Here is a 22,020-nt window from a genome sequence, read left to right on the forward strand (position 1 = left end):
TTTTCCAAGGTTTGCAAATGCTTGAGACCGGCGCCGCTTTGTTTCCGGAAGGGACAATGCGGCGCTTTTCTTTTTGCTTGGTTCCCCAGGCGGAGCAGCTGCTGTTGATGATTGCAGAACTTGAAAGAGTTGCGCGGGAGGTGTGTTGGGATCACGGGACTTGTGACCGCCAACAAGGGCTTCGCCTGCGCAAGAGTTTGGTATAAGCCTGTCTAAAGACATAAGAGATTTGACCGGGCGCACATCCGACGGGCAGGAAGATGGCTGACTACTATTCCATTTTGAAAAAGACGATCGCATCGCTGCCGGAAAACAACGGAGCAGCGCGGCGAAGTGTTTACAGCCGTGCCCGCAACGCAATCGTCAACCAACTCAAGGCCTACGAGCCGCCTTTGTCTCCCTCCGAGATTACGTCTGAGCAGCTGCGGCTTGAGGAAGCCATTCGGAAGGTCGAGGCAGAAGCCGCGCGCGAGAGTCTTGGCCTGACATCGAAAGCCAAGGCGCCGCCATCAACTGAACCTGCGGCCACTCCAGCCCCCCAGGCTCCTACGCCGACTGCGAAAGCCACCGATCCAGTTGGTTCTGCGCCCGAAACACCGTCCGCGCCGCAAAATAAACCAACAGAACCGGTCCGAACCGAGCCGGTTTTGCCGGAGCCATCGACGTCTTCGCCGCTGAAAGATGTGGTTGAAGAAGCCGAAAACCTCGGTGAAGCTTCCCACAAAGCGGTCCAGGACACAAAAGATGCCATGGTCGGGGACCGTCCTTCGGAACGGTTGGAGCCACTCTTTGGTGCCAGTGAAGAAACCCACGATGCGCTTGATGACACGGGACTGGACGAGGGTGCATCCGCTGACGCGGTAGCACCTGCCATCGCGGATAAGACGGAGCGCGCCAAGTCCCGCCGCAAGCCACGTGAACGCAAGAGTGCGTCTGCAGCGCTCAAGGGAGACGGCAAGTCCTCCATCTTGCCGATGGCATTGGTTGGCGTGTTGGTGATCATCGCGATCGGAATCGCAGCGGTCCTTTATTCCCAAAGGGATATGGTCTCCGGCATCGTGGCAGGGTCAGATCCTGTGGTCACGGAAGAACCGGTCGAAGCTGCTGTCGACGATAGCCAGCCCACCGAGACAACAGCCCCGACAGAAACCGAAACTTCAGTCGAAACGGACGTTGCGTCGAAAAATGAAGACCGCTTGCTTGATGAAGATGGCGAGCCTGCGGCTGCTCCTGATGCGCGGAGTGTCACGACCACGCTGATTACCCCGGGCGAAGACAGTGTGCCACGCAGCACGCCATCCGAAGCAGAGACACCGGATGCGCCGGAAACTGCCGAGGTGCCAGAGGTGACGCCGGAAGAACCGATCGTTCCTCCCACGGTAACATCCGAGGACCGCGTCCCGTCGATCGTGTCTACGCCGCCGGCAGATGCCACGCCGGGTGTCCAAAAGTCGATCCTCTATGAAGAGGGTGAGAACTCCAATGGTGCGGGAACGGCGTCCCAGGGTGAGGTCGTTTGGTCGGTGGATGAAGAGACCGATCTCGAAGGCAATGCACAAAGCGTGTTGAGCGCTGTTGTTCGCATCCCTGAGCGTAACGTTGCGGTCGATATTCGCATCAAGCCGAATGATGATGCGTCTCTACCCGCGAGCCATCTCGTCGAGATCAAGTATGATTTCCCGGAGACATTCTCTGCGGGAGATGTGGTGAATGTTCCAGGTCTGGTCATGAAACCGACCGAAGAGGCCCGCGGCGACGCTTTGATTGGGGCGTCGGTCAAGGTTTCGCCGGGATACTTCTGGATTGCACTTTCCAGCATCAGCAGCGAGATGGAGCGCAATATGGGGCTTCTGCGCGAGAGGGGCTGGATCGATATCCCGATGCTCTACGACAACGGCAAGCGCGGTATCCTGACCCTTGAGAAAGGCGAGGCCGGCAGTTCGGCTGTGGAGCAGGCGATCGCGGCGTGGCAGGCCGGCTAGACACGGCCTCTTTCCAGAACAGTTGATTTTTTAGATGCACCTGCTTGTCTTTTCGGGTGAGCCGGTGCATTTTCACTCTCGGTCCGAGGGGTGTTCCTGCACAGGAACTGAGATGGCTTAGAGCCGAACCCTTAGAACCTGATCCGGGTCATGCCGGCGAAGGGACGGAAGCCTTTAGCCTTTCCCGGATCTCCATTGTCGGTTTCGGTTTGTCCGAAGACGGGAGATCCTGTTGTGTTGAGAATTATCCGTGCGTTCGCGCGCGCGCTGCCGTTGAAACATGAAGCCTCCTGCAGTGCTTTCAGCTGCTCGCTGAGGCATGCAGCATGATCGTCGCGGCGTTTTCTTCCGCTTTTCGCATTGCTGTAGGCCTCTTGCTCTTCGGTCTGGCTTGGGACCTGCTCGTCCGGCTGCTCGAGATTCCACCCTACATGCTGCCAGGCCCGATGCGGGTCGCCTCTGCGTTTCACGAGCGCGGTTTCTTTCTTCTGGAACACGCGGCTCTGACGGCTTCGGAGACGCTCATCGGCTTTTTCTTCGGCGTTCTGGCTGGATCGGTGTTGGCAATCTTGATGTGGTTGTCGCCGCTCGCTCGCAGGGCAGTCTTGCCCGTAGTCCTGGTCACCCAGGCCCTTCCGGTCTTTGCCATCGCTCCGATCTTGGTCCTGTGGCTCGGATTTGGCCTGACGTCCAAGATCGTCATGGCGGTTCTGGTGATCTTTTTTGCGGTAACCTCAGCCTTTTATGATGGTCTGCGCCGCGCCGACAGCGGCCTTGCCGACCTTGCGCGGCTCTATCGGATCTCCCGCTTCAAGGAGCTGCTCTACTTCCGCATTCCCGCAGGATTGCCGGCGCTTGCGTCCGGTATTCGGATTGCTGCCGTTTTCGCACCGATTGGCGCGATCGTCGGGGAGTGGGTCGGCGCCAAGGGCGGTCTTGCCTTCATCATGCTCCAGAGCAATGCGCGGATGCAGACGGACGTGATGTTCGCCGCCCTGATCCTGCTTGCGCTCATGGTGCTTGCCCTTCGTTTTTCCGTCGACGCTCTCACGCGGCGGCTCGTTCCCTGGCAGCGCGAGGACTAGTGCTGCCTTTTTCTGGAGGAAATCCCTTGAAAACCCTATTCTCATCGCTTCTTGCAGCTGCTTTGCTTGTGGCAACGCCCGCGGTGGCAGCCGAAAAGCTCACGGTGCTATTGGACTGGTTCACCAACCCGGATCATGCGCCGGTGATCACGGCCAAAACCAAGGGTTTCTTCGAAGCCGAAGGGTTGGATGTCGAGCTGATCGAACCAGCAGACCCAGCTATGCCTCCAAAGCTTGTGGCCGCAGGGCAGGCCGATATTGCCATCTCCTATCAGCCGACCTTGCATGCGCAGATCCATGAAGGATTGCCCCTCAAGCGCATTGGCACTCTCGTCGCGACGCCGTTGAACTCCGTCATCGTTCTGGAAGATGGTCCTATCAAGGAGCTTTCCGATCTCAAAGGGAAGAAGGTCGGTTTCTCCGTTTCGGGGTTTGAGGATGCGATGCTGGGACAGATGTTGAAGTCTGTCGGCCTCAGCTTTGATGATGTTGAGCTGATCAATGTGAATTTCGCGCTGTCGCCGTCTCTGATGTCAGGCCAGGTCGATGCTGTGATCGGCGCCTACCGGAATTTCGAGCTGACGCAGATCGAGATCGAGGGCAAGAAGGGCAAGGCGTTCTATCCTGAAGAAAATGGCGTGCCGGTTTTCGACGAACTTATTTACGTCGTCCACAATGATCAGGCCGAAGATCCGCGCTATGCCAAGTTCATGGCGGCGATCGAGGCTGCAACCATCTATCTGATCAATCATCCTGAGGAGGCCTGGGAGGCTTTCATCGGCGCTTATCCGAACCTGGATGATGAGCTGAACAGCCGTGCCTGGGTCGACACGTTGCCGCGCTTTGCCAAGCGGCCATCAGCACTCGACGAAGGACGCTATCAGCGTTTCGCCGAGTTTATGGCAGCAAATGGTCTCATTGATGAGGTGGTTCCGGTCGAGAGCTACGCAGTCGAAATTCGCTGAGCAGCGCGTCTATCTGAACGGCGGATAGACAAAGAAAAACCGGGCGCCAAAGGCGCCCGGTTTTGTATCTCATATAGGACACTAGGTCAGGCGCTTGGGTGCTCAAATTCACGAGCGCTGCTGCGCACGGCCTTTTGAACCTTCTCAAATGCGCGGACCTCGATCTGACGAACCCGCTCGCGGCTGACACCAAATTCTCCAGAAAGGTCTTCCAGGGTCATCGGATCCTCGGTCAAGCGGCGCGCTTCGAAGATACGGCGCTCGCGGTCGTTCAGCACATCCATGGCGTCGGTCAGGAGTTTGCGCCGTACATCCAGCTCCTCCTGATTGGCCAGCATGGTCTCCTGGCTCTCGGAATCGTCAACCAGCCAGTCCTGCCATTCGCCCGCGTCAGCCTCGGCGCGCACAGGCGCGTTCAGGCTCGCGTCGCCGCCAAGGCGCCGGTTCATGGACACGACCTCTTCCTCGCTGACGCCAAGAGTGGTCGCGATCTGATTGACCTGATCCGGCTTCAGATCACCCTCGTCCAGAGCCTGGATCTTGCCCTTCAGGCGACGCAGGTTGAAGAAGAGACGTTTCTGATTTGCCGTGGTGCCCATCTTTACGAGGGACCAGGAGCGCAAGATATATTCCTGGATCGCTGCCTTGATCCACCACATCGCATAGGTGGCCAGGCGGAAGCCCTTGTCCGGCTCGAAGCGCTTGACGGCCTGCATGAGGCCCACGTTGCCTTCGGAAACGACTTCTCCGATCGGCAGGCCGTAGCCGCGATATCCCATGGCAATCTTTGCAACGAGACGCAGGTGCGAATTCACCAGGCGTTCGGCAGCCTGAGGGTCTTCATGCTCCTTGTAGCGCTTGGCGAGCATGAACTCTTCCTGCGGCTGGAGCATTGGAAACTTGCGAATTTCATCGAGGTAGCGGCTCAATCCGCCTTCCCCGGCAGTCAACATCGGTACATTCCGGGCCATTGAATGCGCCCCCTTTCTCCCGAGTAAACGTTCCCTCTGGAAAGCCTGGTTCCGCAGATCCCCCACGCAAACCAAGCCTCAATTCTCGAGGCAAACGCACCTTATCGGCGGCCGTTCCCCGGCCCGCCGTAGACTTTAATATAAGTAGCAATTCGGCGATTGCATGGCTTGGAAAGAGAAAGCTATCCTAAAATTTTCGTAATGCTCGCAAAAGCTCTTCGAAATCAGTAGGATACGGGCTCTCAAATCGGAGCGTTTCTCCGCTCACGGGATGGGCAAATGCCAATAGTCCGGCATGCAGCGCCTGCCGGGAAAAACCCGCGATCGCGCTCTTCAGCGGCTCTTCGAGACGATTGACCTTGGTCTTGTAGCCCGCTCCATAATCCTGATCACCGATCAAGGGATGATGGATATGGCCCATGTGGACCCGGATCTGGTGGGTGCGACCCGTCTCCAGGCGGCACTCCATGAGAGAGGCGAGCGCGGGTTGATCTTCAGAGCCAAAACGTTCCTTCACCTGCCAATGAGTGATGGCGTGCCGGCCACTGGTTTTGACAACCGCAATTTTCTGCCGATTGACATTTGACCGCGCCAGGTTTGCGTCGATCGTGCCTTTGAGGCTTGAGGGCGCGCCCCAGACCAGCGCCGAATAGGCGCGCTCGAGCGGCCCGGTCTTGCCATGGTCGGCGAATTGCGCGGAAAGGCCCTGATGTGCGACGTCGGTTTTGGCGACGACCAGCAGGCCACTGGTGTCTTTGTCGATGCGATGGACGATGCCAGGCCGCTTTACACCGCCAACGCCAGAGAGGCTGTCGCCACAATGATGGATCAATGCGTTCACAAGTGTGCCGGTCCAGTTGCCTGCACCGGGGTGGACCACAAGCCCTGCGGGCTTGTCGACAACGATGAGATGGTCATCCTCAAAGATGATGCTGAGAGGAATGTCTTCTCCCAGCGGCTCAGGATCTTCCGCCTCCGGAACGGTCAGGGCCAATAGCTGCCCTTCGTTGACCCGGAATTTGGGCTCCAGTATCTTGGCGCCGTCCACGGTGACCTCGCCGGCACGGATCAGCGCTTGCACGCGATTGCGGCTCAAAGTATCCAGCTGTGCTGCCAGGACGGCATCCAGGCGCTTGCTGGTGTCTTCTGCATCAACCTGATAGGTGAAGTCCGCGTCCATGTCGGCCGTGTCTTCCGGAGTATTATCGTTCATGAATCAACCTGAGCTCGACGGAAAAGGGGGCCAGGGGCCTGAGGATCAACCGCTTGATCCGGCGACCTTGCGTGTGCAAACGCGGCTTAAGCGTTTGCTGGCGGGATCGTCCCTTGTCATGTTTGCGGGATTTATCGCTGTCTTCGCAGCAATCTTCTACAAGATCAACTATTCTGATGGCAGTGTTCCGAAAGGAACGATTGCCTCAAGCATCGCAATTGGTCCCAAGGCTGTCGTCGAGGACATGGAACTTGTCGATGGCAGACTGGTTGTCCTGATCCGTGAAGGCGAGGCAACAGCACTTCTTCACTTTGATACAGCCACTGGCAGCTTGCTCGGCCGGACCAATCTCGTCTCGCGCTGATATGCAGTTATGAACAGGCCTATGCGGTAAATTGCGAAAAGGGGCTTGCGCGGATCCGTCCATGGTTTTATACGCGCAATCCTCAGCTCGCGACAGTGTTCACGAGCAACTGTGCGCCCATCGTCTAGCGGTTAGGACGTCGCCCTTTCACGGCGAAAACAGGGGTTCGATTCCCCTTGGGCGTACCACTCTGCTCTTTTGAAATTTTGTCTTTGATTTTTCGGGCTGTCAGGCTTTGTCTGTCGTCGGCGCGCCAGTAAGTGCCATCCTCATACGTTTTTCGATTTCCAGGATAACGTAGAGCACGAAACCCAGCGCGATGATCAGCGCCATATCCTTTGCCGCAAGAGGCCTGGTCTCGAAAACAAGCTGCAATGCTGGAAGATACGTCATCGCCAGCTGCCCAAGCACCACCATCGCGATCGCAATCCAGACCGGTCTCGTGCCCAGCCAGGCGCTGAGGGAAAAGCGGCTGACATGCATGGTACGGACAAACAGCAGCTGGAAGATCTCCAGGAAGACGAGCGTATTGACCGTTATGGTGCGTGCATATTCTACCGAATGCCCTTGATCCTGGATGTAAACAAACATGCCGAAAACAGCGGCCATGAAGAGCGCTGACACCAATGCGATGTGCCAGACAAGCTCTCCGGTGAGCAGGGGCTGGCTGCGCTTTCTGGGTGGACGGGACATTGTCCCCAATTCGCTCGGCTCAAAGGCCAGTGCCATGCCGAGGGTCGATGCGGTGATGAGGTTGATCCAGAGAATTTGAGCAGCGGTGATCGGTAGGGTCAGGCCGAAAAGGATCGCCGCGGCCACGATCATGGCTTCGCCTGTGCTTGTTGGCAGCGTCCAGCCTATCACCTTGACGATGTTGTCATAGACGGTTCGTCCTTCACGCACCGCATCTGCGATGGAGCGGAAATTGTCGTCGGCGAGCACGAGGTCTGCAGCTTCGCGCGCGGCCTCACTGCCTTTAAGACCCATGGCGATGCCGGCGTCGGCGCGCTTGAGTGCAGGGGCGTCGTTGACGCCATCTCCGGTCATGGCGACGGTCATGCCGAGTGTCTGAAGTGCGGCGACCAGCCTCAATTTGTGTTCCGGATTGGTTCTGGCAAAGACGTCGGTCTCCATTGCGCAATCGCGCAATTCGGCGTCAGTCATGACGTCAATGTCCGCGCCGGTCAGAATGTTGCCGGGCTTTTCGAGGCCAATCTGGCGGCTAATGGCAGCAGCTGTTCCGGCGTGATCACCGGTGACCATCTTGACCTGAATGCCCGCGGAACGGCAGTCGGCGACCGCTTCGATGGCCTCCGGGCGCGGAGGATCCATCAGGCCGACAAGTCCGATCAGAACAAGACCCTGCTCCAGATCTGTGGAGGAAAGGCTGGTCTGATTTGGTGAGGCATGTTTTTCAGCCAGGGCAAGAACCCGCTGTCCGGCGTTCGCGAGCGCTTCCGCGCGTTGGTGCCATTGCCGTTCGTTCAGCGGCTCAGGCGTCCCATCCGACCCAAGTTCTTGGGTGCACATGGCAAGAATGCGCTCAGGAGCACCCTTGATCGTGATGAGGGTCTGTTCAGAAGCATCGCTGGATTGGGGGCCGGTTCGGGTCAGCGTCGCCATGTAGCGGTAGCTGGCGTCGAAAGGCAGCAGCGCGACACGATCCCGGGGAGCTTCCTTATTTGGAGAAATCTTTCGAGACATGGCCAGCAGAGCGCCCTCCATCGGGTCACCTTCGACCTTCCAATGCCCGTCGTCCTGATGGAGCATGGCGTCGTTGCAGAGCTCTGCCGCGCGCGCGAGCCGGAAAAGATGCAGGTCGGCAGATGTGGCTTCAATCGGTGAAGCATCGTCTGATCGCAGGATCCTTCCACTTGGCTCATAGCCTTCCCCTTCGACGCGGAACTCGCCGGTAGTGAGGCAAATGTTGGTGACCGACATTTCGTTGAAGGTCAGGGTTCCGGTCTTGTCGGTGCAAATGACGGAAACGCTTCCAAGCGTTTCGATCGAGGGAAGGCGCCTGACGATTGCATTGCGTTTGGCCATGGCCTGGACGCCGATGGCGAGAGTGATCGTCAGAACCGCTGGCAGACCCTCGGGTATAGCGGCAACGGAAAGCCCGACAATGGACATGAACAGCAACTGGGGATCCTGATGAAGGACCGCATAGCCATAGGCAAACAGCAGGGCTCCGAGAATGAGGATCAGGGCCGTGAGCCAGCGGGCGAATATACTCATCTTGAGAAGCAGAGGTGTCTGCAGTTCCTCAATGCCCGAGAGCAGGCCGCTGATCCGCCCGATTTCGCTCTGCGTGCCGGTGGCGATCACCACGCCAAGACCCTCTCCCATGGTGACCATCGTGCCGCTGTAGGCCATGCAGCTTCGCTCTGCGATGGCCACATTCTCTGGGACGGGTGAGGTCTGTTTTTCGACCGCGACGGACTCGCCCGTCAGGATCGCTTCCTGGATAAACAGGCTGTTGGCGCGCAGCAGGCGCAGGTCTGCGGGGACACGCTCGCCCGCTTCAAGCACGACGATGTCACCGGGAACAACGTAGCGGCCTTCTGTTGAAAGCCGCCGCGCGTCTCGCAGGACGGTTGCCTGAGGCGAGAGGATCTTGCTGATGGAGGCCATCGCGTTCTCTGCCCGGCCCTCCTGGACAATCCCGATGAGGGCGTTGGCGATGACCGCGGCAAGGATGACCAAACTGTCCGTCAGGTGGCCGAGCATCAGGGTTATCCCTGCGCAGCCGAGAAGGACGTAGATCAGAACGCTGTTGAACTGATGGAGAAACCGCCGCAGCAGGCTGCGGGGCTTTGCCGATGGCAGGGTGTTCGGCCCATATTCCTGAAGCGCGCGCGCTGCCTCTTCAGGCGACAGTCCAGATTGCCGACTGTGAAAGTGCTTCAGGGCGTCATCTACAGGGAGCGAGTGCCATGGAGCGTCTGTGGACATGCTGGGTCCCGTTTGTCGGATCAGTCCCCGTCGACTTCGCCGGTCTCGATCAGGTCGACTTCTTCTTCTTTCGCAATCTGCCGGATCCGCTCTGATGGGCATTGATCTGTGACAAAGGTGTCGACCTGCGACAGGTGCCCGACGCGCACAGGGGCTGTGCGCTCAAACTTGGTGCTGTCCGCCACCAGGATCACGTGCCGGGCGTTTTCCATGATCGTCTGCGTGACCCGAACTTCGCGATAGTCATAGTCCAGAAGTGAGCCGTCCGGATCGATGGCCGACGCGCCAACAATAGCGAAGTCGACCTTGAATTGACGCATGAAGTCGACGGCAGCTTCACCGACGATGCCGCCATCAGCATGGCGCAAGACACCACCGGCAACGACCACCTCGATTTGCGAGTAGCCGCGCATCAGGCTGGCGACATTGATGTTGTTGGTAATGGCCATCAATCCGCGATGCTGGAGCAATGCCTGCGCAACGGCTTCGGTCGTCGTGCCGATGTTGATGAAGAGCGACGCGTTGTCGGGAATCACTTCCGCGACCTTTGAGGCGATGTCGGCCTTCTCCTTGCTGGAGATAATCCGCCTTGCTTCGTAACCCACGTTTTCAATGCCAGACGACAGCAGGGCGCCACCATGGGTTCTTGCAAGCAGGCGAAGCTCACATAGCTCGTTCAGGTCCTTGCGGATCGTCTGGGGACTGACATCGAAGCGTTTTGCCAGATCATCAACACTGACCCGGCCGGTCTGACGTGCGATCTCCAAAATGGCGTTGTGTCTGGCAATCAGCATTACTGTTGTTGTGTCCTCGGCCGATGACCTGTCACGGTGGGCTTGGCGTTATTGCGGGGGAGGCTCAGGCCACATCCCGTTTTTTGGTTCCGGGCGTGCCGGCCCGCTTCGCGGCGTTGGGCTTGGCGGCCGCTTTTGTCTCTGCCATAGCGCCCTTTTCCGTTGAAGGTCTGGCGGCGACCTCTCCGGATTTTTTACTTGAGGCCTGCGGCCGGGCGGATCCGGCGCTGGGCGTCTTTTGGGTGGGCGCTGCCGTCGGTGCGGCCTTATCTGACTGGGCCGCGTTGGCGCGGCTTGAGCGCACGATCCGGTTCACGAGTGCATTAGCGTTGGCAATGGCCGCTTCTGATGGTTTGGACGCGGGCTTTTTGGTGTTCTCAGCGGTGGCGGTAGGACTGGGCGAGACAGCCTTGCTGCTGCCGGGTTTGGCGGCCGCCTTGGCGGGCTTTGCTTTTCCTGCTGCCGCAGGTTTCCTGCCGCTGGAGATCTGGGCAGTCAGCGCGGCGAGTTCTGAGCGAACGGATGCAAGCTCCGGAGCTGCTCTCAAGTCCTGGCGCAACTTTCCAACCTGGGCCCTTGCGCGTTCGAGGGTCCTCTCGCGATCATGAACAATCGCAGTCAGCCTGGCCTTTTCGTTCTCTGCCCACTTCAGATCGCGCTGGAGTTTCTGGACCTGGTCGTCCGTTGGCTCCTTGCTTTGGTCGAGGATGAGGGACAGCCGGGTCACCTCGGCCTGGGCGGAGATATACTGGGTTTCAGCGTCGACGAGATTGGCTTCGAGCTTGGCAACCATGGCCCGAAGCTCAGTCTCATTGGTCTGTAGCAGCGGGTCGGACGCTTGATCGGCACGCACACCACCCTCGGTTTGCGCCAATTGCCCCTTCAAGGTTGCAATCTGTGCCTCGAGGCCGGTGATCGTGGTCAAAGCCATCATGTCGTCAGATGGAGCCCATGCAGCGACAGGTTCTGCCTTTTTCAGAAGGTCCGCGTCGGCACGCGCTGCAGCGAGTGCCTGTTCGGTTTCTGCAAGACGAGCGCGGGTTTTTTCGAGTTCGGTGGCAAGGGCACTTGATCTTGCCTTTCGACCACCGGCTTTTTGCTGTGCGGCTTCAAGCTCGGCCTTAAGAGCAGACAGTTTTTGCTTATGCGAAGTCTGCATCTTGACCATGTCGGCGGTCAGTCTGCCGGCTTCCAGTCTGTGTTTGGCGCTATTCTGACGCTCGTTCTCTGCCAGTCGCTCAGCTTTCCGCAGGGCCAGCGCATGCTTGGCGCGCTCAACGTCTTGTGCTGCGCGGACTTCGATGAAACTGGCCGGATTGACCGCTTTCATTGCCTCCTTGGTGAGGCGTACCGCGCGCTTGTAGATCGCGGGAAAGATGGCTGCCGCCAGCAATGTGGCGAGGAAAAAACCGAGTGCAATATACATTGCCGCTTCGATCACGACCGGCTCCGTCAATTGTTCAAGAATACAAAAAGCATCCCATCAATAGACGAGCCGGTCAATTCAGCCAAGTTCTAACGTTGTGCAAGCGTGGTTTTGCCGCCTCAGAAAGGGTTCCAGGTCGGTTTGTCGGTGAACTTCAGATAACCCATGTTGATGCCAAGGCGTGCACCAACGCCTGCGCGCACCGGTACGACGACGATGTCGTGGTTCGTGAGCACGGTCATGCCGACACCTCCGACGAGATAGGCCGACCCATTCACGCCGAGGAAGCGATTGTAGATCGCTTCGATCGACGGAAGGTCATACACCAGCATCATGGTACGTGCGCCGTCACCGCCGAAATCCCAGCCCACCGATGGGCCTTGCCAGAAAATCTTATGGGTGCCGGCGTTGCGCGTATAAAGGTGGCCCTCGCCAAAACGCGCGCCGGCGACAAAGGCGCCAGAGCCTTCTTCACCCAGAATATAGCCATTGGGTTCGCCAAATTGGCTGAAGGCCCGTTCGACAACCGAAGCAAGCCCGCCTGAGACCGATCCAAAGAACTGGTGGCCTGCAGTCACGATCTCGTCTTCGCCATAGGTCTGCGGCGGCAGCGTGCTTCCCTGATCGGCTCGCCCGTCCATCGTGGTGGCGGAAAGGACGCCAAGCGCGAAAAGAGCCAAGAGAGCTCTCCGTGCGAAGGTAGTTGCGAGCCAATTCATTAAGCCGGTCTCCTGTGCAGAGGCGTTTCGCTGCGTGTCGGGCGCGGGATTGAGCGCCATGATGATGTAGACTCTACTGGGTTCGATCGATGATTCGCCTTATCGATCGGAAGAATCAGGAAGCGAATCAATGCCAAAGTGTATTGTAAATAGGTCATGTGTGTGGCTGATGTCCGCAGTGACGTGCTTTGGCATCATGGTCTTTGGCGAAAGTTTCGCACGTCCCCAGATTTTTATCCCCGATCCCATTGCCGGCTATGCGATTGGCGGCCACGACCCGGTGGCCTACTTCGTGGACCGGCGACCGCGTCAGGGAAGCCGCAAGCTGGAACTCAAATGGGGCGGTGCCGAGTGGGTTTTCGTCAACAAGGGCAATATGGAGGCTTTTAAAAGATCTCCAGATACTTACGCGCCCTTGTTCGCCGGCTGTGGCGCTTATGCCCTTGCGGAAGGTTTCGCAACCGCCGGCAATCCCTTCATATTCGCGGTCGTCGATGGAAAGCTTGTTTTCTTCCACTCGGTCGTCAATCGCTTTTTGTTTGTCGTCAACGCCAAGCAGTTAATGGCCGATGCCGAGGTCCATGCGCAGAAAACCGGGTGCAAACCTGCTTTGTAAGTTCCGCCTCCGGCTTGGCAGCGTAGTCTGTCGTGTGTATCCCTGAGTTAACCGTTATTCGAATCACCTTGCTGGCCCCGCGCCCTTGAAGAGCTTTGAAACGCCATGTCCGAACTCAAAGAACTTTCCTCGCTTGATCTGTCCGCTCTGGTGGCAAGTCGTGTGTGCCACGACATCATCAGCCCGGTCGGGGCGATCACCAACGGCCTCGAAGTCCTGGACGAGGAAGGCTCGGAGGACATGCGCGAGTTCGCCATGGACCTTATTCGCAAGAGCGCGCGCCAAGCTTCCGCAAAGTTACAATTTGCTCGTCTTGCATTTGGTGCGGCGGGTTCTGCGGGCGCCGAGATTGACCTGGGCGATGCTCAGGTGGTCGCGACGGGCTTCATGGAAAATGAGAAGTCCGATCTGGACTGGCAGGTTGCGCGGCACCTGATGCCGAAAAACCTCGTCAAACTGCTGCTCAATCTTATTCTCATCGCGAACCAGTGTGTTCCGCGCGGTGGTGAGATTTCCGTCCTTATGGAGGGCGAGCCGAGCAGCCCGAGCTTTATTCTGACCGCGAAAGGCTTGAACCCGCGCATCCCTCTGGGCATGCAGGAAACTCTTTCCGGTGAAGAGCCTGAGCGTGTTGACGCCCATTCGGTTCAGCCGATTTATACGGTTCTTCTTGCGCGTGAATGTGGAATGTCTCTGTCCATGTCAAAGGAAGAAGACACAGTACGCATCACCGCCCAAAAGGCTGCATAAACATACTTTCTAAAAGTCTTCGAGGTGCTTCAGCGTATCTTAACTGTTTCGGCCCAACCTCACTGACATGGACATCCCGGTCCAGCCGCCTCTAGTAGGCGCGGAACCAGTAACCAAGTCGGGTGAGCGCAGGCCATGGACGACCTCCTCAGGGAATTTATAACTGAGACGAATGAAAGTCTCGATGTTGTTGACGTAGAGCTCGTAAAGTTCGAGCAAGAGCCCAACAACGCGACGATCTTGAACAATATTTTTCGTCTCGTTCATACGATCAAAGGAACATGCGGCTTTTTGGGCTTGCCTCGACTTGAGGGGATTGCGCATGCCGCAGAGACCCTCATGGGCAAGTTCCGCGAGGGAGTGCCTGTCACACCCGAGGCGGTTTCCCTTATCCTGAGTTCGATTGATCGCATCAAGGACATTCTTGGCGAATTGGAAGCGGCTGAAGGCGAAGAGCCTACAGGCGACGACAGCGATTTGATCTCTGAACTCGAGCGCATGTCGATGAGTGCAGAAGCTGTCGTAAGTGGTGGTGAAGCCGCTGAGCCAGCCGAAGAGCCGGCAGCGGCTGCCGACGTGCTTCCTGAGCAGACCATGGAACGCGAATTGCGTCCTGGTGAAGTGTCTCTGGATGATTTAGAGCGTGCTTTCCGTGAAACCGAGATTGAGGTCGAGGTTGCTGACGGAGAAGCCGGGGCTCCTGCAGCTGCTGATGAAGCAGCCGCTCCAGTAGAAGTCGCCGCTCCTGCCAAGGTTGAGGCAGCTGCCAAGCCGGCCGCCAAAAAACCTGAAAAGGAAAAGGACGAGCCTGCGGAAAAGAAAGCCGGTGGTTCTTCCGTTTCCAATCAGTCGATCCGCGTTGCTGTCGATACGCTCGAACACCTGATGACAATGGTTTCCGAACTGGTGCTGACACGCAACCAGCTTCTGGAAATTGTTCGCCGTCATGAAGACAGCGAGTTCAAGGTTCCTCTGCAGCGCCTGTCCAATGTGACTGCCGAATTGCAAGAGGGCGTGATGGCGACCCGGATGCAGCCAATCGGCAACGCGTGGCAGAAGCTTCCACGTATCGTTCGTGATCTCAGTCAGGAACTTGAGAAGCCGATCGAACTGGAAATGATCGGCGCCGAGACCGAGCTGGATCGTCAGGTCCTTGAGATGATCAAGGATCCGCTGACCCACATGGTTCGGAACTCTGCCGACCACGGTCTCGAAATGCCCACCGAGCGGCGTGAAGCCGGTAAGCAGGATAAGGGTACCATTACCCTTGCTGCCTATCATGAAGGCGGGCACATCATCATCGAAGTGCGTGATGATGGTAAAGGTCTCGACGTTGACAAGATCAAGCAGAAGGTCATCGAGCGCGGGCTCGCGACCGAAGCCGAGATCGACAAGATGTCGGATGCGCAGATCCACAAATACATCTTTGCTGCCGGGTTCTCGACAGCTGCTTCAGTCACCAGTGTCTCCGGACGTGGCGTCGGCATGGATGTCGTTCGCAACAACATCGAACTGATCGGTGGTACCGTTGACCTGCGCTCGACTCCGGGCAAGGGCAGCAGCTTCATCATCAAGATCCCGCTGACACTGGCGATTGTCTCGACCCTCATCATTGAGGCCGCCGGCGACCGCTTCGCAATTCCTCAGCTGTCGGTTGTTGAGTTGGTGCGTGTTCAGCACAATTCCGAACATCGTATCGAGCGGATCAAGGACACACCGGTCCTCCGTCTTCGAAACAAGCTCCTGCCGCTTGTGCATATGTCTCAGCTTCTGGGTATCTATGAAGGTGAGGACATCGAGAAGGCGATCGATGACGACAACGGCTTCATCGTTGTCATGCAGGTCGGTAGTCAGACCTTCGGTGTTGTGGTTGACGGCGTCTTCCATACGGAAGAAATCGTGGTCAAGCCCATGTCCACCATGCTGCGGAACCTCAATATGTTCTCCGGCAACACCATCTTGGGTGATGGCTCGGTTATCATGATCATCGATCCAAACGGTGTCGCAAGTGCCATGGCCAGCCATGCATCCAGCGCGGTCGCCGAACAGAGCGAAGACGAAGCAGAAGAGACGGGCCGCAAGGCGCATACAAGTCAGTCGTCTATTTCGCTGCTCTTGTTCCGTGCCGGTGCTCCAGAGCCCAAAGCGGTGCCGCTCTCCCTGGTTACACGCTTGGAAGAGTTCGAGGTCTCGAAAATCGAGCGCTCAAATGGCCGCGATCTGGTTCAGTACCGTGGGGCTCTCATGCCGTTGGTCTACATCAACGACGGAGATCAGCATAAGCTCGAGGGAACCCAGCCGATGCTGGTCTTCTCAGACAGCGGTCGCTCCATGGGCCTCGTTGTCGATGAGATCGTCGACATTGTCGAAGATAACATGAACATTGAAGTCGGCTCCGAACGTCCAGGCGTTCTTGGTTCGGCGGTCATCAAGGATCGTGCAACTGAGATTATCGATCTCGGTTACTATCTCCCGCAGGCCTTCGAAGACTGGTTTATGCGCAAGGAAATGGACATTCAGGCCCTCACCAAGAAGGTTCTGTTTGTCGATGACAGCTCGTTCTTCCGCAACATGCTGACGCCGGTTCTGAAAGCGGCTGGTTACGATGTGACCACTTGTGACAGCCCACGTCAGGCACTTGATCTGCTAGAGGATGGCAGGAAGTTCCATGCTGTTGTCAGTGACATCGAGATGCCGGAAATCAACGGCTTCGAATTCTGCGAAGCCATTCGTCGGGATCCTCGCTTCCGGAACATGCCGGTCCTGGCCCTCTCGGCCATGGTCACGCCGGCGTCGATTGAACGGGGACGCCAGGCCGGCTTTGACGACTATGTCGCCAAGTTTGACCGCCCCGGCCTTATCGCCGCGCTCAAGGATGTGTTCTCTGGTGAAATGGGAGTTGCAGCATGACCATGATCGAAAACAATGTTTCGGCTGGTGGTGACACAATTCAGTACGTCACCGTGGTGATCGGAGGCCAGTTGTTTGGCCTCCCGATTTCCCAGGTTCACGACGTGTTCGTGCCGGAAAGCGTGACGCGCGTGCCTTTGTCTGCTCCCGAAGTGGCAGGGGTTCTGAACCTCCGCGGACGGATTGTAACGGCGATCGACATGCGCCGCCGCCTCCATCTTCCGCCTCAGGAAGATGGTCAGATGATGGCTGTCGGTATCGAGTACAAGCACGAAAGCTACGGTCTCGTGATCGATGCTGTCGGAGAAGTGCTCAACCTTCCGGGCAGCTCCGCAGAATCCAATCCGTCCAACCTGGACAAGCGTTGGGCCGAGATCTCAGGCGGCGTGCATCGTCTCGATGGCAAGCTGATGGTCATTCTGGATGTGGCCCGCCTGCTTGGCACGATGTTCCCAGAGCCAATGGCAGCGGCAGCAGCGTGATAATCGGCCGGCTTCGTCCGGCCGTTCAACGGAGACAAACGAGATGAAACAATGTCTTGTCGTCGATGATTCAAGTGTCATCCGGAAAGTGGCTCGCCGCATTCTGGAAGACATGAACTTCGATATTACCGAAGCCGAAGATGGCCAGCAGGCTCTGGACGAATGCCGGAAGACCATGCCGGACGCAATCCTTCTGGATTGGAACATGCCGGTCATGGATGGTCTGGAGTTCCTGACCAGTCTTCGTGGCGAAGATGGCGGTGAAAAGCCGATTGTCGTGTTCTGTACGACGGAAAACGACGTGGCTCATATCGCCCGCGCGATCCGGGCTGGTGCCAACGAGTACATCATGAAGCCCTTCGATCGGGAAATCGTCGAAGCAAAGTTTCAGGAAGTCGGCCTCATCTAATTGCGACTGGACCCTGTAAATGGCCTTTGCACAACAAAATATCACGACCGGGGCAAACCCGGGCACGGATCCCATCCGCGTAATGGTCGTCGACGATGCCGTCGTTATCAGAGGTTTGCTGACCCGTTGGTTGGACTCTGATCCCGGACTTTCGGTCGTCGGATCACACAGAAACGGCAAGCTTGCCGTTGACGACATTGAAAAGAGCAACCCGGACGTGGTTGTTCTCGATATTGAAATGCCGGAAATGGACGGCATGACCGCGCTGCCGCTGATGCTGGCCAAGAAGCGTGACCTTGTGGTCATCATGGCCTCAACACTGACACGCCGGAATGCGGAAATCAGCTTGAAAGCACTTTCGCTTGGTGCTGCCGATTATGTCCCCAAGCCGGAATCCACTTCCGAAGTCACGACCTCAGTCGATTTCCGCCGCGAACTGATCGACAAGGTCAAGGCGTTGGGCATTCGCGCCCGGCGGATGCGTGGCCCTGGACGCACCATGCGTGCTGCAACGAATGCAGGACGGACGGTTTCCCAGGCTCCTGTCGGTCGCTTGGCGAACACACGTGAGCCGCTGCGGATGGCGCAGGGTGGAACGGGTGCCGCCGCGGCCCCGGCTGCCGCCTTCAAGCTTCGTCCCTATGCAGCGGTCAAGCCGCGGATCCTGGCAATCGGGTCTTCCACTGGCGGACCCCAGGCACTTCAGCAGGTGATGAAGGACATTGGAACCGCCATTCAGGACGTTCCGGTCGTCATCACCCAGCATATGCCGCCAACCTTTACCGCCATTCTTGCCGAACACGTCGGCAAGGCGGCCATGCGTCCTGCAAAAGAGGGTGCACATGGCGATGTCTTGCAGCCGGGCAACATCTATGTTGCCCCGGGTGGAAAGCACATGATCCTTGAAAAGGAAGCCGGTGCGGTCAAGATCTGCCTGACAGATGGCGAGCCTGTGAATTTCTGTAAACCCGCTGTCGATCCACTCTTCGACAGCGTCGCCAAGATCTATGGATCGGCGACATTGGGTCTTATCTTGACCGGAATGGGTCATGATGGCGCAGCTGGCGTGAAGACGATTGCCGCAGGTGGCGGCAGCGTTCTGACCCAGGATGAAGCCACGAGCGTTGTCTGGGGTATGCCAGGTGCCGCTGCAAACACCGGGATGTGCAGCGACGTGTTGCCGCTTCCTGAAATCGGTCCCAAAGTAGCGCGCGTATTAAAGGGGAACGCTCGATGACCCCGGCTGAGTTCGAGTTTCTGAAGAAATTCCTCAAGGACAAGTCAGGCCTGGTCCTGTCCAACGACAAACAATACCTGGTCGAAAGCCGCTTGCTGCCAGTCGCAAGAACCGCGAAGCTCGATACGCTGAGCGGTTTGATCGGAAACATGCAACGGGGTGGCAACTCGAAGCTGGAAAACGATGTCATCGAGGCTATGACGACAAATGAATCGTTCTTCTTTCGTGACAAGACACCCTTCGACCACTTCAACGACACCATGCTGCCGGCGCTTCTCGAAGCAAGGGCGCGGACACGCGCCCTGAAGATCTGGTGCGCTGCAGCGTCTTCCGGGCAGGAACCTTACTCCCTGGGCATCTGCCTCAAGGAAGCAGGGCCGAAGCTGGCAGGCTGGCGCACCCGTATTCTTGGAACGGATCTGTCGAACGAGGTTCTGGAAAAGGCCAAGGCTGGCCTCTACAGCCAGTTTGAAGTTCAGCGCGGTCTCCCGATCCAGATGCTTTTGAAGTATTTCGATCAGAAGGGCGACATGTGGCAGATCAACCCGGACATGCGGGCGATGATCGAGTGGCGCAAGCTGAACCTCCTCGATAATTTCAGCCATCTCGGCGAATTCGACATTCTGTTCTGCCGCAACGTGTTGATCTATTTCGACCAGCAGACGAAGTCGGAAATCCTCGACCGTCTTGCCAAGATGGTGCCGGATGACGGCTTCCTGGTTCTGGGTGCCGCGGAAACGGTCGTTGGGCTGACAGACGCCTTCAAGCCTGTTCCGGGCAAGCGCGGCCTGTTTCAGCGCAAGCAGGCAGCAGCACGGCCGGGAGCTGTCGCTCCAAGATTGGTCGCGGGCGCTTCCACGCGCTGAACCCAAGCACCTTGGCGTGACTGAAAACATTGCGGCGGCCCACGGGTCGCCGTTTGCTTTTTAGCTGCTCGTGCCGAAGCGCTCCATGGCGCTCTTGGCGTTGCTGCGGCTCACCGGAACCGTCGACCCGTCCTTCATCTTCAGGCGCAGATTGCTGCCGTCGCGATAGCAATGCTCGACTCCGTCATGGGCGACCCAATGGCTGCGGTGGACCTGGCTGCCCATTTCTTCGGGAAGCAGCTTCATCAGATCGGCAAAGCGAAACAGGATCATGCGTGTCTCGGCCTCGCCGATCAGGCGGACATAGTGTTCCTGGGCCTCCGCACGCAGAAGACGGGTTTCAAACGCCGGCTCGAGTTGTTGCAGGAACGGCGTTGCTGGTGGTGACGTGACCTCTTCGGAGGCGACCTCGTCTTCCGTCGGGACGCCTTCGGACACTTTGTCCAGCCCGTCAGGTCTCGTCTCTTTGCGTTCCTCAGAAGATGCCTCTTTGGCACTGTCTTCCGTCTCTACGCTCTGCCGAAGGATCCAGGGGGCGGTGATGAGCAGGCAGAGCGCCAGATGATTGTCCAGCAGAAAGCCCAGCTCATAGACAAAGACGACCAGCCGGTCGCCAACCGGATGTGAGTTTCCCTGGCCCTCGAACGGCACACCAACCATCGGCAGGCGCTCGAGTTCCGGAAGACCCAGGATGATGTCCATGGCCGTGGTTGCGAGGACAAACGGGGCAAGTGTCGCGAGGCTGGTCGCGAGCACCAGAACAAAGCGGTGGCGCTGCACGCCGGCGATCTGGACGGCGATCTGAAGGCCGCCGATAAACAGGGCTGCTTCCAGGGCAATACGGACGAGCCAGTAGCCATAAGCGCCGAGCAGATGCCATCCGTCCGGAACAGCAATTTGTGTGGCGGCAATCAAAACGGCACTCAGACCGCTCAGAATTGACAACTCCTTCATGGGTAAGGGAACCAAGATCGCCTCCGATGGTGTGATTTTTACCCTACCATCTAAGATGCATGAATGGGAGATCCATTCTAACTCACTGCCATTTCAAATAAAAATCACTTGACCGCAGGACGTTCGCGCATTTCGTGAAGAAAACGGGTGGGCTACTTTCCGAAACAGTCTGCGGTGCCACATTCTCCTATGGAATTTGATCTGGTCCTGTGGCGGACCGCCCGCCTCGCTTTCCCTATGGGGTCTGTGGAGGCGGGTAGCCGTCCGACACTGCCTCATTCTGTCCGAGAAACGGCTGAGTGACTTTGGGAGGGGCCTTGAAGAAAATCAGGAGAATGACATGAGCGATCTGAAGGTCGAGATTTCCCGCCGCGCTGCGCTTCTGGGCGCTGGTGGCGCTGCTGCAGGCGCCGTTCTCGCAAGCTCGAGCTCAGTGCTGGCCTCTGCCGACAAGCAGGGCGTTCTGGCCAACCCGGTTGCGCGCTATGGCGTCGGGGATTTCGAGATCAACACGTTGCTTGACGGCGTCGTGCCTGTCGGTGAGCCGCAAAAGACCTTCGGAATGAACGTCGAGGCGGCCGAGTTCGAAGCCGTGTCCACGGACAACTTCATTCCCGCCGACAGCTTCAAGACCTTTTTCACTCCGACCCTGGTGAACACTGGGTCCGAGCTGGTTCTGTTCGATACCGGCGTCGGCGAGGGTGGCCGTCCTGCACGTGGCAACATGCGCGCTGCGGTCGAAAGCGCAGGCTACTCGCCTGAGCAGGTCGATATCGTCGTTCTGACCCACATGCATCCCGATCACATTGGCGGCCTAATGGAAGGCGGTCAGCCGGCTTTTGCGAACGCACGCTATGTAACGGGCGCAGCCGAATATGACTTCTGGTCTAAGATGGATCCGGAAGCCAATGGCGTGACCAAGCTTATGGCGAAGAACGTCAAGCCGCTGGCCGAGAAAATGACCTTCCTGGAAGATGGTGGTTCCGTCGTTTCAGGTGTCACTGCCATGGCGGCGGGCGGTCATACGCCGGGGCACATGGTCTACATGCTCGAAAGCCAGGGCAAGCAGCTCCTGTTGGCCGCAGACACCGCCAATCACTACGTCTGGTCGCTCGCCCATCCTGATTGGGAAGTGCGCTTCGACATGGACAAGGGCGCCGCAGCTGCGACGCGCCGCAAGGTTCTTGGAATGCTCGCAAGCGACAAGGTGCCGTTCGTTGGCTATCACATGCCGTTCCCGGCTGTGGGATACGTCGAGGCGGATGGCGACAACTTCCGTTATGTCGCGGAGAGCTATCAGCTAAGCCTCTAATGCGTGGCCC

Annotated in this window: 19 protein-coding genes, 1 tRNA gene and 1 riboswitch; of the genes, 13 read left to right on the forward strand and 7 right to left on the reverse strand. The window is 57.9% G+C overall.

Going from position 1 to position 22,020, the window contains the following annotated elements:
* Positions 1–260 precede the first annotated feature (260 nt).
* The 3 genes from IG617_RS11355 to IG617_RS11365 all read left to right on the forward strand — a co-directional run bounded on the left by IG617_RS11355 (position 261) and on the right by IG617_RS11365 (position 4,032).
* Complete coding sequence (locus IG617_RS11355) at positions 261–1,982, forward strand: hypothetical protein (protein WP_192109331.1); 1,722 nt, start codon at positions 261–263, stop codon at positions 1,980–1,982.
* Positions 1,983–2,058: 76 nt separating this feature from the next.
* A riboswitch (TPP riboswitch) is annotated at positions 2,059–2,164 on the forward strand.
* Between the two features lie 144 nt (positions 2,165–2,308).
* Complete coding sequence (locus IG617_RS11360; RefSeq protein WP_192109332.1) at positions 2,309–3,067, forward strand: ABC transporter permease; 759 nt, start codon at positions 2,309–2,311, stop codon at positions 3,065–3,067.
* 26 nt (positions 3,068–3,093) lie between these two features.
* Positions 3,094–4,032: an ABC transporter substrate-binding protein gene (locus IG617_RS11365; protein WP_192109333.1), complete on the forward strand. Its 939-nt coding sequence runs from the start codon at positions 3,094–3,096 to the stop codon at positions 4,030–4,032.
* An 86-nt stretch (positions 4,033–4,118) separates the two neighbouring features.
* Here IG617_RS11365 and rpoH read toward each other — a convergent pair whose 3' ends face one another.
* The gene (gene rpoH / locus IG617_RS11370; RefSeq protein ID WP_192109334.1) at positions 4,119–5,003 is read right to left on the reverse strand and encodes an RNA polymerase sigma factor RpoH; all 885 of its coding nucleotides are present in this window, start codon (positions 5,001–5,003) and stop codon (positions 4,119–4,121) included.
* 187 nt (positions 5,004–5,190) lie between these two features.
* Positions 5,191–6,216 (reverse strand): RluA family pseudouridine synthase, encoded by a 1,026-nt coding sequence (locus IG617_RS11375; RefSeq protein WP_192109335.1) that lies wholly within the window; start codon positions 6,214–6,216, stop codon positions 5,191–5,193.
* Here IG617_RS11375 and IG617_RS11380 point away from each other — a divergent pair.
* Both IG617_RS11380 and IG617_RS11385 read left to right on the forward strand, forming a co-directional pair.
* Positions 6,215–6,580: a hypothetical protein gene (locus tag IG617_RS11380; RefSeq protein ID WP_192109336.1), complete on the forward strand. Its 366-nt coding sequence runs from the start codon at positions 6,215–6,217 to the stop codon at positions 6,578–6,580. The genes IG617_RS11375 and IG617_RS11380 overlap by 2 nt on opposite strands.
* Positions 6,581–6,693: 113 nt before the next feature.
* Positions 6,694–6,768, forward strand: a tRNA-Glu gene (locus IG617_RS11385).
* Between the two features lie 40 nt (positions 6,769–6,808).
* Here IG617_RS11385 and IG617_RS11390 read toward each other — a convergent pair.
* The 4 genes from IG617_RS11390 to IG617_RS11405 all read right to left on the reverse strand — a co-directional run bounded on the left by IG617_RS11390 (position 6,809) and on the right by IG617_RS11405 (position 12,396).
* A complete protein-coding gene (locus tag IG617_RS11390) occupies positions 6,809–9,535 on the reverse strand; it encodes an HAD-IC family P-type ATPase (RefSeq protein ID WP_192109337.1) in 2,727 nt (908 codons plus the stop codon).
* 20 nt (positions 9,536–9,555) lie between these two features.
* The gene (locus IG617_RS11395) at positions 9,556–10,329 is read right to left on the reverse strand and encodes a DeoR/GlpR family DNA-binding transcription regulator (protein WP_192109338.1); all 774 of its coding nucleotides are present in this window, start codon (positions 10,327–10,329) and stop codon (positions 9,556–9,558) included.
* A 64-nt stretch (positions 10,330–10,393) separates the two neighbouring features.
* Positions 10,394–11,770, reverse strand: coding sequence for a coiled-coil domain-containing protein (locus IG617_RS11400; protein WP_192109339.1), 1,377 nt, complete (start codon positions 11,768–11,770; stop codon positions 10,394–10,396).
* A 104-nt stretch (positions 11,771–11,874) separates the two neighbouring features.
* Entirely contained in the window at positions 11,875–12,396 is a 522-nt protein-coding gene (locus IG617_RS11405; RefSeq protein WP_254170537.1) for a DUF1134 domain-containing protein, read from the reverse strand.
* A 247-nt stretch (positions 12,397–12,643) separates the two neighbouring features.
* On the opposite strand from IG617_RS11405, the gene IG617_RS11410 reads away from it, so the two are divergent.
* From IG617_RS11410 to IG617_RS11440, 7 genes are all read left to right on the forward strand, one after another.
* A complete protein-coding gene (locus IG617_RS11410; RefSeq protein WP_192109341.1) occupies positions 12,644–13,090 on the forward strand; it encodes a YHS domain-containing (seleno)protein in 447 nt (148 codons plus the stop codon).
* 105 nt (positions 13,091–13,195) lie between these two features.
* The gene (chpT, locus tag IG617_RS11415; protein ID WP_192109342.1) at positions 13,196–13,840 is read left to right on the forward strand and encodes a histidine phosphotransferase ChpT; all 645 of its coding nucleotides are present in this window, start codon (positions 13,196–13,198) and stop codon (positions 13,838–13,840) included.
* Between the two features lie 135 nt (positions 13,841–13,975).
* Positions 13,976–16,750, forward strand: a complete 2,775-nt coding sequence (locus IG617_RS11420) for a hybrid sensor histidine kinase/response regulator (RefSeq protein WP_192109343.1) — start codon at positions 13,976–13,978, stop codon at positions 16,748–16,750.
* 2 nt (positions 16,751–16,752) lie between these two features.
* Complete coding sequence (locus tag IG617_RS11425; RefSeq protein ID WP_209008449.1) at positions 16,753–17,232, forward strand: chemotaxis protein CheW; 480 nt, start codon at positions 16,753–16,755, stop codon at positions 17,230–17,232.
* Positions 17,233–17,275: 43 nt separating this feature from the next.
* Positions 17,276–17,641 (forward strand): response regulator, encoded by a 366-nt coding sequence (locus tag IG617_RS11430; RefSeq protein ID WP_153771953.1) that lies wholly within the window; start codon positions 17,276–17,278, stop codon positions 17,639–17,641.
* A gap of 19 nt (positions 17,642–17,660) precedes the next feature.
* Positions 17,661–18,878, forward strand: coding sequence for a protein-glutamate methylesterase/protein-glutamine glutaminase (locus tag IG617_RS11435; RefSeq protein ID WP_192109345.1), 1,218 nt, complete (start codon positions 17,661–17,663; stop codon positions 18,876–18,878).
* Entirely contained in the window at positions 18,875–19,744 is an 870-nt protein-coding gene (locus IG617_RS11440; protein ID WP_192109346.1) for a CheR family methyltransferase, read from the forward strand. Before IG617_RS11435 ends, IG617_RS11440 begins: the two co-directional genes overlap by 4 nt.
* A 60-nt stretch (positions 19,745–19,804) precedes the next feature.
* Here the strand turns inward: IG617_RS11440 and IG617_RS11445 are convergent, their stop codons facing one another.
* Complete coding sequence (locus IG617_RS11445) at positions 19,805–20,698, reverse strand: LytTR family DNA-binding domain-containing protein (RefSeq protein ID WP_192109347.1); 894 nt, start codon at positions 20,696–20,698, stop codon at positions 19,805–19,807.
* Between the two features lie 340 nt (positions 20,699–21,038).
* Between IG617_RS11445 and IG617_RS11450 the strand changes: the two genes are divergently transcribed.
* Positions 21,039–22,010 (forward strand): MBL fold metallo-hydrolase, encoded by a 972-nt coding sequence (locus tag IG617_RS11450; RefSeq protein WP_192109348.1) that lies wholly within the window; start codon positions 21,039–21,041, stop codon positions 22,008–22,010.
* Positions 22,011–22,020: the final 10 nt, after the last annotated feature.

Origin of the sequence: Roseibium polysiphoniae (assembly GCF_014842925.1) — a bacterium.
Classification (GTDB): Bacteria; Pseudomonadota; Alphaproteobacteria; order Rhizobiales; family Stappiaceae; genus Roseibium; species Roseibium polysiphoniae.